At 43.4% G+C, this 14,676-nt stretch carries 10 protein-coding genes; 5 read left to right on the top strand and 5 right to left on the bottom strand.

Annotation, left to right across the window (positions count from 1 at the left end; all coding sequences use genetic code 11):
* Window positions 1-27: 27 nt before the first annotated feature.
* A complete protein-coding gene (locus AB4Z08_RS07530) occupies window positions 28-1,077 on the bottom strand; it encodes a TraR/DksA C4-type zinc finger protein (protein WP_441573117.1) in 1,050 nt (349 codons plus the stop codon).
* A gap of 6 nt (window positions 1,078-1,083) precedes the next feature.
* Window positions 1,084-4,410 (bottom strand): isoleucine--tRNA ligase, encoded by a 3,327-nt coding sequence (gene ileS / locus AB4Z08_RS07525; protein WP_441573116.1) that lies wholly within the window; start codon window positions 4,408-4,410, stop codon window positions 1,084-1,086.
* Window positions 4,411-4,665: 255 nt separating this feature from the next.
* On the opposite strand from ileS, the gene AB4Z08_RS07520 reads away from it, so the two are divergent.
* The gene (locus tag AB4Z08_RS07520; protein ID WP_441573115.1) at window positions 4,666-5,130 is read left to right on the top strand and encodes a PepSY-like domain-containing protein; all 465 of its coding nucleotides are present in this window, start codon (window positions 4,666-4,668) and stop codon (window positions 5,128-5,130) included.
* Window positions 5,131-5,894: 764 nt separating this feature from the next.
* On the opposite strand, the gene AB4Z08_RS07515 is transcribed toward AB4Z08_RS07520, so the two are convergent.
* A complete protein-coding gene (locus tag AB4Z08_RS07515; protein WP_441573114.1) occupies window positions 5,895-6,818 on the bottom strand; it encodes a helix-turn-helix domain-containing protein in 924 nt (307 codons plus the stop codon).
* A gap of 178 nt (window positions 6,819-6,996) precedes the next feature.
* On the opposite strand from AB4Z08_RS07515, the gene AB4Z08_RS07510 reads away from it, so the two are divergent.
* Together AB4Z08_RS07510 and gyrB are read left to right on the top strand one after the other, a co-directional pair.
* A complete protein-coding gene (locus tag AB4Z08_RS07510) occupies window positions 6,997-8,676 on the top strand; it encodes a hypothetical protein (protein WP_441573113.1) in 1,680 nt (559 codons plus the stop codon).
* 123 nt (window positions 8,677-8,799) lie between these two features.
* Window positions 8,800-10,782, top strand: coding sequence for a DNA topoisomerase (ATP-hydrolyzing) subunit B (gene gyrB, locus AB4Z08_RS07505; protein WP_441573112.1), 1,983 nt, complete (start codon window positions 8,800-8,802; stop codon window positions 10,780-10,782).
* 79 nt (window positions 10,783-10,861) lie between these two features.
* Here the strand turns inward: gyrB and AB4Z08_RS07500 are convergent, their stop codons facing one another.
* Both AB4Z08_RS07500 and AB4Z08_RS07495 read right to left on the bottom strand, forming a co-directional pair.
* The gene (locus AB4Z08_RS07500; RefSeq protein WP_441573111.1) at window positions 10,862-12,082 is read right to left on the bottom strand and encodes a tetratricopeptide repeat protein; all 1,221 of its coding nucleotides are present in this window, start codon (window positions 12,080-12,082) and stop codon (window positions 10,862-10,864) included.
* A 5-nt stretch (window positions 12,083-12,087) separates the two neighbouring features.
* Window positions 12,088-13,416: an AAA family ATPase gene (locus tag AB4Z08_RS07495; protein ID WP_441573110.1), complete on the bottom strand. Its 1,329-nt coding sequence runs from the start codon at window positions 13,414-13,416 to the stop codon at window positions 12,088-12,090.
* Window positions 13,417-13,518: 102 nt separating this feature from the next.
* Between AB4Z08_RS07495 and AB4Z08_RS07490 the strand changes: the two genes are divergently transcribed.
* Window positions 13,519-13,938: a VOC family protein gene (locus tag AB4Z08_RS07490; RefSeq protein ID WP_441573109.1), complete on the top strand. Its 420-nt coding sequence runs from the start codon at window positions 13,519-13,521 to the stop codon at window positions 13,936-13,938.
* A 235-nt stretch (window positions 13,939-14,173) separates the two neighbouring features.
* On the top strand, window positions 14,174-14,635 hold the full coding sequence (locus tag AB4Z08_RS07485; protein ID WP_441573108.1) for a hypothetical protein: 462 nt from the start codon (window positions 14,174-14,176) through the stop codon (window positions 14,633-14,635).
* The last annotated feature ends 41 nt before the right edge of the window (window positions 14,636-14,676 follow it).

The following is a 14,676-nucleotide window of genomic DNA, read 5'->3' as shown; positions in this document are numbered from 1 at the left end:
TCGTTGCGTCTTTACCGTTGGGTAAGACTATTTACTTTTAGCCAGTTTGGCTTCAATGCTCAATGTAGCGTGTGGAACAGCTCTGAGACGTGCTTTGTCTATGAGTTTACCGGTTACACGGCAAATACCATAGGTTTTGTTTTCAATGCGCATCATGGCTTTTTCCAGGTGATCAATGAACTGAATCTGACGGCTGGCCATCTGGTTAAGTTGCTCTCTTTCCTGGGAGCCACTACCATCTTCCATGCTCATGTATTTGTTCTCTGTATCGTCAGTACCAGCTTCATCTTTACGGGTGATTAAGCCTTGCAGATAGATGAGTTCCTTTTTAGCTGATTCCAGCTTTTTTTGGATCAATTCTCTAAACTCCTGGAGGTCAGAATCACTGTATCTGTATACAGGACCGGTAGGGGGTGCTGGTTGATCCAACACTGACTTGGTAAATTCAGGTTGATAAGTTACCAAAGTAGCTTTTCCACCTTTTTTCTCGGTTTTTTCAGTTTTTTCGGGTTTTTCGGATCTTTCCGTCTTTACTGATTTTTCAGCCTTAACAACTGGCTTTTCAGCTGCTTTTTTCGAGGATTCTTTTTCCTTAGCAACTTCTACCTTAGTATCTGCTTTCTTTACTGCCATCGTTTTAAGTTCTTTTTCTTCTGACTTAGAAATAAATGGTTTCTCTTTTTCAGCGGAAACACTTTTCGTAACCACTTGCTGCTTTACAGCAGGCTCTTTTTTAACGGTCGATTTTGCAGGTACAGCAACGTTCTTGACGGATGTTAATTTACTGTTTTGTATGGCTGAAGCCTTTTTTACCGCTGGTTTCGACGCCACAGGGGCGGCTTTTTTAGCGGTACTTTTGGCTACCACGGCTTTTCCGGCTGCTGGTTTTGCTGCTGCTTTGGGAGCCGCCTTTGCAGGGGCAGCTTTTTTTGCAGCGGCTTTCTTAGGTGCGGGTGCGGCTTTCTTAGCGGGGGCAGGTTTAGCAGGTTTCTTTGCTGCTGGAGCCTTTGCCGCCGTTTTCTTAACCGGAGCTACCTTTTGGGTCGTTTTACTAGCAACCTTCTTTTTTGTTGCCATGGGGGATTAGCTTTTTTTGTTAACTAATACATTAAATTTAAGGTCATTCACCTCTATTTCTGTACCATCATGTAATCGCTCCACTAATTCCAGGCTATCTGCCAAAATTTCCGTGCAAATATAGTCATTATAGTTCACAATGGCCGACTTGAGCGCCTCCACACTTTCAACCGTTACGCTGATTCTGTCTGTTAAAGCAAAATCACTATCCTTGCGGATTTTCTGTATCCGGTTTACCAGTTCCCTGGCATTTCCTTCGTCCTGTAGCTGGGGAGTAATAGTAATGTCAAGCGCTACCGTTAAAGCGCCCTTATTAGCTACTGTCCATCCCGGAATATCTTCGGAAATGATCTCAACATCAGAGAGTTGGATTTGCACTTGCTCTCCTTCCACAACCAGGTTGAAATGGCCGTCGCGCTCTATCGTGGCAATATCTGCATCTGTAAACCCGCCGATAACGGCAGCCACAGATTTCATCTTTGCACCCATTTTACCACCAAGCGACTTGAAGTTCGGCTTAATCTTTTTCTTGATAAAACCTTCCGTTTCCGTAAGATAATCAATCCCTTTGACATTCACCTCACTTTTTATCAAGTCCGCTACCTTTTCTATTTGTTCCTGCATCCGAACATTAGTAACCGGTATTAAGATTTTTTGCAACGGCTGACGAACCTTAATGTTCACCTTCTTACGCAAGGATAATACCAGTGACGAAATATCCTGCGCCAGCTGCATTCTTTCTTCCAGATCAGTATCTATGGCAGCAGTATTAACTACCGGAAAATCAGTGTGGTGGATAGAAGCAGCTTTGCTGCGACCACTTACACTGTTCAGGTTGTTAAATAACCAATCTGTGAAAAATGGGGAAACCGGGGCCATCAGTTGTGTAATTTTTTCCAAACATTCGTACAATGTCTGGTACGCACTGATTTTGTCATGCTCATATTCTCCCTTCCAGAACCGACGGCGGCAAAGACGCACATACCAGTTGCTTAGCTGCTCATCCACAAAACGCTCGATAGCTCTGCCGGCCTGCGTAGGCTCATAATCATCAAAGCTGCTCGTCACATCTTTCACCAGGGTATTTAATACGGAAATGATCCAACGATCAATTTCCGGACGCTCTTCTAATGGAATGTATGCTTCCTTGAAAGTAAAGTTATCAAGATTGGAATACATAGCGAAGAAATTATATGTATTGTACAGGGTACCAAACAACTTACGTTGTGCTTCTCCTATACCTTTTACATCAAATTTCAGACTGTCCCATGGGGAAGCATTGGTGATCAGGTACCAACGGGTGGCATCTGCACCATACTTTTCAATGGTTTCAAACGGATTTACCACGTTTCCGAGGCGTTTACTCATTTTCTGCCCTTTGGCATCCAACACCAATCCGTTGGAAACCACCGTTTTATAGGCAACGCTATCAAACAACATTACACCAATAGCGTGAAGGGTATAAAACCATCCGCGGGTTTGGTCTACACCTTCAGCGATAAAATCTGCAGGGAAGCCCTGACCGCTATCAATTAAAGCTTTATTTTCAAATGGATAATGCCATTGTGCGTATGGCATCGCACCGCTATCAAACCAAACATCAATCAGATCTGGCTCACGGCGCATCGGTTTCCCAGATGCACTTACCAGGACGATATCATCCACATATGGTTTATGCAGATCCAATATGCCTTCATGCAGATAAGATTTATTCACATCTCCGCCTAACACCTGATTAGCCTTACGGATCTCTGCATTCAGTTCCTCAATACCACCAACGCAAATTTCCTCACTTCCATCTTCTGTACGCCAAATAGGCAAAGGAGTACCCCAATAGCGGCTACGGCTCAGATTCCAGTCTACCATGTTCTCCAGCCAGTTACCAAAACGACCGGTTCCGGTGAAGGCAGGTTTCCAGTTAATGGTTTTATTCAATTCTACCATCCGGTCTTTCACCGCAGTAGTTTTAATAAACCATGCGTCCAGCGGATAATATAATACCGGCTTATCTGTACGCCAGCAATGCGGATAAGTATGCTCGTATTTCTCGACTTTAAAAGCGCGATTTTCCTTTTTCAGTTTCACCGCAATATCTACGTCTACATCTTTGTAGTCAGGATCATCTTTATAATTCTTCACATACCTGCCGGAAAACTCGCCCACATTGTCAGTGAATTTGCCAGATCTGTCTACCAGAGTCAAAATGCCTATACCATACTTTTTACCCACTCTATTATCATCTGCACCAAAAGCAGGAGCAGTATGCACGATACCCGTACCATCTTCCGTGGTAACGAAATCGCCCAGAATTACACGAAAAGGATCTCCTTCTTCGGGCTGCGCAAAAGGCAATAATTGCTCATAGCGGATATTCTCCAGCTGGCTGCCTTTAAAGCTGCTCAGTATCTTCCAGGGAATTACTTTATCTCCTTCTTTATAAGCATCAAAGTCAGCATTTTCACCTTCTGCCTTAAAATACTTACCCAGCAATACTTTCGCCATAACAACATTCACCGGCAGGTGAGTGTATTGGTTAAAAGTACTTACCAGTACATATTCTATATTAGCACCTACCGTCAAACCCAGGTTAGATGGCAATGTCCACGGAGTAGTGGTCCAGGCGAGGAAAAACACCTCATTCGTTCCGGCTGCATCAAAAAGGAATTGTGAATTGTCTGCCTGCAGGGCCTTAAACATAGCCACTATAGTAGTATCCTTTACATCCTTATATGTACCTGGCTGATTGAGCTCATGCGAACTCAAACCGGTACCGGCTGCAGGGGAGTAAGGTTGTATACTTACACTCTTATAGAGGAACCCTTTCTTGTAGAGGGTTTGAAGACACCACCAAAGGGTTTCAATATAGTTATTATCGAAAGTAATGTAAGGATCTTTCAGGTCTACCCAATAGCCCATTTTACGGGTCAGGTCATCCCATTTATCTTTATACTTCAACACCTCCTTACGGCAGGTATCATTATATTCTGCTACGGATATTTTTTTCCCAATGTCTTCTTTAGTAATTCCGAGTGTTTTTTCTACACCCAGTTCCACCGGCAGGCCATGCGTATCCCATCCACCTTTACGCTTTACCTGGAAACCACGCATCGTTTTGTAACGGCAAACCAGGTCTTTTAAAGTACGTGAAATAACATGGTGAATACCCGGCAAACCATTGGCGCTTGGAGGGCCTTCATAAAACACAAAAGGAGTGGCGCCATCGCGCACTTCCACACTCTTCTCAAAAGTCTGGTGCTGCTCCCAGTGTTGCAGTATATCTTTCTCGATCTGAGGTAAATTCAACTGGTTATATTCCTGATATTTGCTGGACATAAAACAATTCCCCGCCCTTTGATGTTATTTAGACAATAATTGATTAAAATTGTGCGAAGTTAAGAAAATACACTGGCTCCTAAAGGGGCAACTTTATTAAAAACAAAGCTTTTTGAATATTTTTTATTGTTTTTTTTGTACTTTGCAATAAAGAGCAATTAAATTACGTTTTTGGCATTGTTTTAGCTTACTTGCCAGGAAGATTAGAAAAACCTAGTAGTTAATTTTAACCCAACGGAAAAAACCATATCGAATATGAAAAAGTTGACGTTAATATTTTGCGCGGTTCTATTCACTTCCGGCATAACTTTTGCACAGCAAAAAAAATCAGTTAAGAAAACAAAAATAGTTGCTAAAACGGTGCAGGCACCTGAGGCAGTTAAAAGTTCTTTTGATCAGAATTTTGCGGGAACAACAGCTGCTAAGTGGACAAAGACAAGTGCAGGACATTGGACAGCAAGTTTCCAAAAAGAAAACATAAACACAATTGCAGAGTATGATGCGGATGGCAAATGGATTGCCACAAGAAGCGCTTATGATGCTCAAACTCTTCCGGAATCAGTGTCTGGTACACTGAAAACAAAATATCCGGCAGCAACCATAAAAGATGGCTGGAAAATTGAGAGATCAGATGTAGCTTCATACTACAAAATAAATATTCAGGAAAACGGTACAGACAAATCAGTGTTGTTGAACGAAGCTGGTACCATTACTGAATAACACAAACAAGTATTTCATAGGTATAGGGATAAATAGGACAGACCCTGCTCTTTTGGGCGGGGTTTTCTTTTGCTCCTCACTCAAGGATCTCATGGAAGAACCTAACCTCGGATTAAGTTAAAAAATTGAAGAATATTATTTTCCAATATTCTTTAAACGCCATTCAACCAGTGCTTACCATTTATACATCCGGAACTCATCCCCGCATCAAGTCCACATCAAGTCCACATCAAGTCCACCTCTACTGCAGTGATACAATACGTATTTAGCCTGTGCTAAGCATAGCATCAGCAGATGCTACATAATGAATAGGTAATGCTGACTATAATTTATACTATCACACAAGAATTCCTGATCCGCAACCTACTGCTTCTCTACACTTACACCTCCTTCCACAAAAAAAAGTCGCCCGCAGAAGCGAACGACTTTATAAAAATCTGGTAGAAACTTTTCTGGCAAGATGCACTTAACTTCAATGGTGTTTGATATTCATGCAAGTATTATTTATGGCTTTACTTTACTGTTTGCCAGCCAAGCTTCTTCCATGGTCAAATCTGATAAGGAAGCTTATAGGAAACGCAAATGGATATTTGCCTATCGTGTTACAAAGAAACAGCTATATTTTATCTTCCATTTTTCAAATCGGGAAAACAAATGATCGAAAAGGGAAAATACATATAACTCCTTTATGATAGCGGGTTTCCCGGCATCGTAATTCTATGTAAAGGTAAAATGTAAAGAGAAGTTAAACAGACACTGGCTTACTAGCGCAGCAAAAGTTCGCAAGGCTTAAGCCCCGTGTGCTTTTTAAAAGCTGTAGAGAAGTGGGAAATACAGGAATAGCCCATTAACATGGCCACTTCTGAAACAGACATGCCTTTTTCATACAACAGGCCCTTGGCTTTTTCCATTCTTTCTTTCTGGAAGTAATCATATATGGTAGTACCATACATGGCCTTAAAGCCTTTTTTAAGATAGCATTCATTCATAGCTACGCGGCGCGCTAAATCCCTGATGGTAATAGGAGAATCCAGTTGCTCCAGTAAAATACCACGGGCATTTTCTATTTTTTCACGGTCTTCCAGGTGAGTCAGGAAGCGGCAACCGTAGCGCTCGTCTGTATCATTCTGCATAAACTGGTCGGAGCTGTATAACAACAGATCCAACGCACGGCTTTGCAGGAATATATTTTTCAGAATGCCTTCATAATCGTGATGCACCATGGTTTCCAGTACGGATTTGGATTTCGTACATGGCTGAATGGTTTTCACAAAAGGCTTACGTGATTGATTTTCAAATAAAGAGAAAGTAGTGGTCCCTTTCTGCAGCGATTGTATAAAGGCAGGCTGAAAGCGCACGGTGATCAAATCCACTGATGGCACCCTGTCTGAACAAGCCTCTTTATGACCTTCTGCGCAAAGCTGATCTGTGCAGGATGGATTTTTGCAATATTTGGTACCTGCAACGCAATACCGGAGCTCAATTGCAGCAGATTGCCCTCTCTTGGCCGGTTGGTAAACAACCATCGCCACATCTTCAACCGGCAACGGCTTATCATATGTAAAACGCTGTAAAGTAAAGTCCAGACAGTCAGGGACTGACACACTATCCTGCTCCGCCAGTTGTAGCTGGTCGCTCATCGCGGGTTGCGGAATGGCTAATGCCAATATTTCCTGTATTTCTTTCACTTTAGCTATTTTTTTAAATCCATGCTGTTATCGAAGTCACAAATTTAGGGATTCATTTTTTAAACAAATACGTTTTGACAATACAGTTACAAAGTCCCCTCACCTGAACGGAACGCTTTTACGCTGCAGTCGCGCGCTCACAGAACTTATTGGTATAAATTTCGTTTATGCTTTACTGATGGCAAAAAACGGATTTAACATACGCAAACTGATTAAGATTGTACTCATCACTTTCGGCAGCCTCCTTCTATTGGCAATAGCAACCGGTTGGTACCTGAATCGCCACTGGAACACACTATTGAAGCGCGAATTACCCGGATATGTAGCAGCGTTATCAGATAGTCTTTATACAGTGAAATTTAAGGATCTGCATCTTGATGTACTTTCCGGCAGCGTCACTGTGGAAAAAGTAGTCATGATAGCAGATACGGCAATTTACCGGCAACTGCTGGCCCAGCAAAGGGCACCGACAGACATCTATACCTTCAGTGTAGACAAATTAGAACTGAAATACTTCAAACCGTGGCGCTATTTCATCGGAAAAGAGCTGAGTGCCTCCTCTCTTACCGTGACTGGCCCCAGTATTATTATGGAGCAAAACGCGACTGTGATAGATACCAGTAAACCGAAAACAGCCTATCAGAACATATCTGCCAGGATGAAGTCTATTTTTATCGGTAAACTGGCGCTGGACAGCACCAATTTTAAATACATTTTTACACGAAAAGATTCCTCCCGCGTTGTTCACCAGTTTCATAACCTGCGGGTGCATATCAATGATTTCCTGATAGATTCTTTAGCACTCGATGATCCTACCCGCTTTTTATACGCCCGCAACTACGAAATAGGGATGAAAGATTATATGAACAGGACCCGGGATAGCCTTTACTGGATCAATGTACGGGGTATCCGGTATGATGCGGCATTGCGTACCCTCCATATTGGTAGATTTGAAGTACAGCCCCGGTATGATAAAGTGGCTTTTCAACGAAAAACCGGCGTACAACAGGACAGGTATGAAATGATACTCAACGATATTAGTCTGCATGACCTGAATCCCCGGCTTTTGCTGCAGGAACAACAGATCTGGGCACAACGGGTAAATATGCAGGGCGGTAGTGTGGAAATTTACCGGAACCGCATGTTGCCAATGCCCCCCGGAAACAAATTGGGGCAATATCCCCATCAACTGTTGCATAAGTTAAAACTCCCCCTGAGCATTGATACGCTTATTGCCAGCAATATAAATATCCGGTATACTGAATTAAGCCCGGTAACCGGGCAATCAGGGCACATCAACTTCAGTCATGTGCACGGACAATTCAGAAATATTACCAATATCGACAGCCTGGTTGCCAAAAACAGGCATATGATAGCTGATGTAGATGCCGTATTTATGCAAAGCGGTAAGCTCACAGCCAGGTTCGATTTCTCCCTGAATGATAAGGCTGGCCACTTTGCGGTGTCCGGGCAACTTAAAAATATGAATGGGAAAGACCTGAATGTGGTTACCAAACCACTGGGGAAAATCGAAATCCGCTCCTGCGATATCCAGGAATTGACCTTTAATATTAAAGGAGATGAAAGGAAAGCAGATGGACATGTAAATATGCTGTATCAGAATCTGAAAATTGCAGTACTGAAGCTGGATAAGGATCACAAGGAATTTAAGCGGAAAGGACTCATTAGTCTTATTGCTAATTCATTGGTTATCAATGAATCCAATCCGTTAAAAGGAGAAAAACCACGTACTGCTACCGTAACTTACCAGCGGGACATCCAAAAATCCTATTTTAACCTGGTGTGGAAAACTTTATTTACGGGGGTAAAAGACATTGCTGGCGCCGGAAATCTGTAATGGCAAAATTAGCCTGTCCTCACCTCTTAAAAACAGGCATTCTTTTGTGGAAATAAGGCTTATTTTTCGTATTTTTGCATGATTGTCTACCGATTTTATTTCTAATAGATTTTACACCAACATATGAGCGAAGAATTAGTGCAAGCACCCAGCCCCAGCAGCAATAAATATGATGCAGGGAGTATACAGGTATTGGAAGGTCTGGAAGCCGTACGTAAGCGTCCAGCCATGTATATCGGCGATATTGGCATCAAGGGTCTCCACCACCTGGTTTATGAGGTGGTAGATAACTCCATTGATGAAGCCCTTGCCGGATACTGCAAAAATATTGACGTTACAATCCTGGAGGATAACTCTATCCGCGTAAAGGATGATGGTCGTGGTATTCCTGTTGGTATCATGCCTAAGGAAGGCCGTTCTGCCCTGGAAGTGGTAATGACGGTACTCCACGCCGGTGGTAAATTTGACAAGAACACTTACAAGGTATCCGGTGGTTTGCACGGTGTGGGTGTGAGCTGCGTGAATGCCCTGAGTGACGTACTGCATGTAACAGTAGAAACTGAAGGTAAATTATTTGAACAGGAGTTCCACCGCGGTGTACCGCAGTACTCTGTACGTGAAATAGGCGTTAGTGAAGTAACCGGTACTACTATACACTTCAAACCAGATGGTGAAATTTTCAAGGAAACTACCTACAACCGCGAAATACTCGCAGGTCGTTTACGCGAATTATCTTACCTGAACCGCAAAATCAAGATTACATTAACTGATGAGCGGGAAAAGGATGAAGAAGGAAATAACTTCTCTGAAACTTTCTACAGTGAAGGTGGTATCAAAGAGTTTATCCAGATGCTCGACAAGAACGGCCGTCGTAACCCGCTGTTACCAACACCTATTTATGTAGAAGTACATGAACCGGTTTCCAATGTATCAGTAGAGGTCGCGCTGGTGTATAATGATGCATTCAGTGAAAACATTTTCTCTTACGTTAATAATATCAACACCATTGAAGGTGGTACACACGTAGCCGGTTTCCGCCGCGCTATCACCCGTGTATTCAAATCTTATGGTGATAAAAATAAGATGTTCGAGAAATCGAAGATCGAAGTAACCGGAGATGACTTCCGTGAAGGATTGAGCGCCATTATCAGCGTGAAAGTTCCTGAGCCGCAGTTTGAAGGTCAAACCAAAACCAAACTTGGTAACTCCGATGTAATGGGTGTGGTAGACAGCTCCGTAGCTGCTGTACTGGACGCATTCCTGGAGGAAAATCCACGTGAGGCAAAAACGATTATCAACAAAGTAGTGCTGGCCGCACAGGCCCGCGAAGCTGCCCGTAAAGCCCGTCAGCTGGTACAACGCAAGAGTGTAATGACTGGTAGCGGTTTACCGGGTAAACTGGCTGACTGCTCTGATAACGACCCTACCAAATGTGAGTTGTACCTTGTCGAAGGAGACTCCGCGGGTGGTACTGCCAAACAAGGCCGTAACCGTAACTACCAGGCTATCCTGCCACTGCGTGGTAAGATCCTGAACGTAGAGAAAGCCATGGAGCACAAAATCTACGAGGATAATGAAATCAAGAACATCTTTACTGCACTGGGTGTAACCATTGGTACAGAAGAAGATGACAAGGCACTGAATCTTAGCAAACTGCGTTATCACAAGCTCATCATCATGACGGATGCTGACGTGGATGGTAGCCACATTGCAACGCTGATCCTGACCTTCATTTTCCGTTATATGAAAGCCATGGTAGAACAGGGCTATGTATACATTGCACAACCACCGTTATACCTCGTGAAAAAAGGTAAGGAACAAACTTACGCATGGACAGAAGATGAGCGTAAAGCTGCTACCCTGAAACTTGCAGGAGCGGGCAAAGAAGACAGCGTAACCATTCAGCGTTATAAAGGTTTGGGTGAGATGAACGCAGAACAACTGTGGGATACTACCATGAATCCTGAACACCGCACATTGAAACAGGTAACTATTGAAAGTGCTGCTGAAGCTGACCGTGTATTCAGTATGCTGATGGGTGACGAAGTTCCGCCACGCAGAGCATTCATTGAATCTCATGCGAAGTATGCAAAGATCGATGCTTAATTACGTATATACGTTTAGGTTATAAATAAGAAAGCCTTCCGCTAAAAACGGAAGGCTTTCTTATTTATCGTTTCTTTTTTTATCCTTCTTTTGTGAGAATATAATTCGCTAAAATCTGGTATCCGAAAACACCTATCAGCATAACGGTAACGAATATATTAAAAGGTTCGTTTGTTAAAAAAGTGAAACCCACTCCTAGCGCGCCCAGCAAGGCGAGCCCCCATACATACCATCTTGTAAAATTGCGGCTCTTTTTTCTTTCTGATACATACAATCCTGCTGATGGCAACAACATAACGCCGGTACATATACACAATGCCAGCAGACCGTTAATCCCTGTGATTAAAAATGCTGTTCCCGAGAGCAATGTACCACCTAAGAGAATACCTACAATGTTGGATACCTTTGTTTGCTCCGGGCTCAATGCATATCTGCCGTAAGGATTGAGGCGAAGAAACAGGTTACTCACCGGCGTAATCAACCAGGTGGAAATAGCCATTAACGCAAGGACAATATATAGTGGATAAAAATACTGATTGGCAATTTGCGTGAGTATAAAAATAGCAATGATGATGGCCCATTGGGTACGTGCTTTCTGACGCCCCATAAAGAACGAGTAGTTCAGGAACTGCCGGTATAGCCAGTACTTTGCTTTCATGGCCTGCACCATACCATTTCTGGCCACCTCATTATTAGGGTCTATTTTTAATGACTCCCTGAAATGTTCCAGTGCCTTACGGTGATTGCGTGCTTCCAGCCATTTCCAACCAAGGTTGGCGTGGGTGTAAGCGTTTTCCGGATTATGTTCCAGTGCTTCATGGAGGCCGGAAAATGCTTCTTCTTTTCTACCTAAACTAAACAATGCATGGGAGCGCAGGTTCAGACAGGCTTCATCTTCCGGATTCAGCGCCAACCCTTCATCCGCTTTACGCAGTGCGGCTTCATACTCCTTCTTGTTCAGCAATATCTGGCTCCACATGGCAAAATAATGCGCATAGTGGGGGTTGATAGCTACCGCACTGCTGATAGCCCTGATCGCTTCATTATATTGATTTTTAATGAAGGCTATCCTTGACTGGAGATACAGGAACCGGTCGTCATAGGGAGCGAAGCTGAGTGTATTGGCGGCAACCTGTTCTGCTTCTGCAGTATTGCCTGTTTCCAGGTAACATACTGCCAGCAGATAAAGGCCTTCCGTATCATGTGCATTGGTGCTCAGGTGCTGCCGTAGCGCGGTAAAGGCATCTTCGAAGCGGCCTTGCTGTAACAAAATCTGAGCGCGCTGAATTAATACAGCCATAAACGTTATTTCTTAATATCCAGGTATTTCAATACATCATCATAAAGACCGGTTTCATTTGAATACAGCGCATAATTACGGGCAGTATTAAACCATTCCCTTGTGGTTGGTTTATGGATTTTAGCGGCTTTTAATAATTCTTTTTGTGTGATGGGCTGTGGTACACCTTTTTGTAGTGCTTCGAGCAGTTTTTCTTCAATGGCAATATCTACAATTGCTTTCAGATCAGCACCGGAATAACCTGGTGTAGCTTTCGCCAGCGCATTATAATTAATGTCACTTACCGGTTTATTGCGTAGTTGCAGTTTCAGTATTTCTTCTCTGCCTTCTGTTTCGGGCGGAGCCACAAAAATGATTCTGTCGAAACGGCCGGGGCGGCGGAATGCCGGGTCCAGGCTCCAGGGGGCATTGGTAGCACCGATGATGAGAATATTTTCGTTGCTGGCCGCAATACCATCCATTTCTGCGAGGAACTGATTGATAATATGCGTTGCACCAGACTGCCGGAGTGCAGACCGGTTAGCGCCCAACGCATCTACCTCATCAAAAAACAGCACACAGGGTTTACTCTGACGGGCCAGCTCAAACAGGCTATGCAGGTTCTTTTCACTGGTACCTACCCACATGTCCAGTACATCATGAATACCTACATTGATGAATTCTGCCTGTATCTGTCCTGCTGTAGCTTTGGCGAGATAGGTCTTGCCACAGCCGGGAGGACCATATAATAAAATACCTCCACCGGCTTTTTTACCGTAGGCTTTATATAGATCCGGAAATTGCAGGGGCTTAATGATCTTCAGATCTATTTCCTGCTTTTCCCTTTCCATGCCACCTACATCTGAAAAGTTGATTTCAGGCTTTTCCAGCATGAATAAGCTTTCGCCGTCTTCTTCTTCCTCATCTTCACCGCTAAAAGAAGCGGGAGATTGCTGGGCTACACGGAAAAGTCCGTCCAGTGCTTCATCGCGGAAGCCTGGATTTATTTGCAGTAAATGCTGATATATATCTTTTGCCTGGGACATAGATTGTTCTTTCACCAGGATGCGGCAATGCAACAGCAGGGCATCGAAGTGATCAGGCTCCTTGTGTTCCAGTTGTTCCAGCACCACAATAGCAGCTGAGTATTTCTGCTGATGGTAAAAAGTCCGCGCCAGACCAAGCTGGGCAGCTGTATTAGCAGAAGAGAGCTCCAACACCTTTCTGTATTGCTCTTCAGCTGCGGTATATTCATAATCCTGCAGCAGTACCTGCGCCAGGTGCATGCGTAAAGGCACATTTTCCGGCGAAAACTGCACCGCCTCCTGTAATTGCTTTATTACTTCCGATGACATAATGTGCTTTTAAAATATTCAGTAACGCCGTAATAATACGCAATTCAGGCCCAAAAAAATTGTTAATTATAGTATTTTGACCTGTCTTAAACTTCTCCACTTATGAAAAATACACTTGGCAGAGTAGTCATACTTGTACGCGATTATGATGAAGCCGGAAGATTCTATACTGCCGCCCTGGGCTTTCATAAACTATATGATGCTACCCTTAATGGGCAAAGGTATCTTCATCTGGCGCCCTCTCCCGGTGAATTGACTGGTATATGGCTGCTACAGGCTGTAGGCCCTGAGCAAGACGCACTGGTGGGCAGGCAGGCAGGGGAGCAGCCCCTGCTGGTGCTGTATACCGATTCCTTCAACGCCTATCATCAGCAATTGGAGGACCATGGCGTCACTATTTCCCAGGGCCCCGTGATCACGCCGGATGCTACTTTCCTGCACTTCCAGGATCTTTATGGTAATGAAATCGTCCAGGTACAGTTACCAGATACCACCACACCGGATCCCACACTTAATAATTAACTATAGCTCTACTCCCCACCAGGCTTTTCTGCGAAAAAACAATCAATTAACACCATATCCATATATAATTTATTTAATTCATTTTTATTTATATATATTGCACCCACATTATCCCTATGCCAACAGACCTGACCAGTATCCTATGTTAATTTAAATTATTGCTGGCCGCCACCATAGCGGCCGGCACTGGTTTTTCCTGACTAAAAAGGCATACCGAAACAAAAACTATTACGTCATGCGTATGAAATTATTATTGGTAGCCATCATTGCGGTATTAGGAGTAGGACTGAGTGCCTGTAGCTCCAAAAAAGATGACGCCAGGCCAGCCAGCAGCTTTTTCTTTAAACTGGATAAGGATACTTATCAGTCCAATTCTACCGAAGCTTATGTTACTGATACCGTTTATGCCGGCAAGAAAACCCTGGTAGTGGATGGTGTGACCAATAACTTCGGCTATCACATGGAACTGATGATTACGTTTCCTAAGGATTCCCTTACTACCGGCTCATTTGAAGGAGTAGAAATGTCCCTGATGCAAATCCAGCAAAAGGAGATGGGGTATACCGGTCGAAATATCAAAGTAAATATAACGAGCATTAATAGTAAACATGCGGAGGGTACATTCTCCGGTGTATTATCAAATGGTGATATTGAAAAACCTTTAACGGACGGGACTTTCAAAGTCGAAATTTATTAAACATCATTTTTGATGACTTTGCACACTGGCCCTGCCTATAA

It is taken from the genome of Chitinophaga sp. RAB17 (genome assembly GCF_052114225.1).
Taxonomy (GTDB): domain Bacteria; phylum Bacteroidota; class Bacteroidia; order Chitinophagales; family Chitinophagaceae; genus Chitinophaga.
The sequence above is the reverse complement of the archived record's forward strand: the minus strand, read 5'-3'. Positions and strand labels throughout refer to the sequence as shown.

Excerpts from the sequence above, each read along its gene's own strand:
- AB4Z08_RS07530 (WP_441573117.1), bottom strand. The coding sequence starts at position 1,077 with ATGGCAACAAAAAAGAAGGTTGCTAGTAAAACGACCCAAAAGGTAGCT.
- ileS (WP_441573116.1), bottom strand. The coding sequence starts at position 4,410 with ATGTCCAGCAAATATCAGGAATATAACCAGTTGAATTTACCTCAGATC.
- AB4Z08_RS07520 (WP_441573115.1), top strand. The coding sequence starts at position 4,666 with ATGAAAAAGTTGACGTTAATATTTTGCGCGGTTCTATTCACTTCCGGC.
- AB4Z08_RS07510 (WP_441573113.1), top strand. The coding sequence starts at position 6,997 with ATGGCAAAAAACGGATTTAACATACGCAAACTGATTAAGATTGTACTC.
- gyrB (WP_441573112.1), top strand. The coding sequence starts at position 8,800 with ATGAGCGAAGAATTAGTGCAAGCACCCAGCCCCAGCAGCAATAAATAT.
- AB4Z08_RS07500 (WP_441573111.1), bottom strand. The coding sequence starts at position 12,082 with ATGGCTGTATTAATTCAGCGCGCTCAGATTTTGTTACAGCAAGGCCGC.
- AB4Z08_RS07495 (WP_441573110.1), bottom strand. The coding sequence starts at position 13,416 with ATGTCATCGGAAGTAATAAAGCAATTACAGGAGGCGGTGCAGTTTTCG.
- AB4Z08_RS07490 (WP_441573109.1), top strand. The coding sequence starts at position 13,519 with ATGAAAAATACACTTGGCAGAGTAGTCATACTTGTACGCGATTATGAT.
- AB4Z08_RS07485 (WP_441573108.1), top strand. The coding sequence starts at position 14,174 with ATGCGTATGAAATTATTATTGGTAGCCATCATTGCGGTATTAGGAGTA.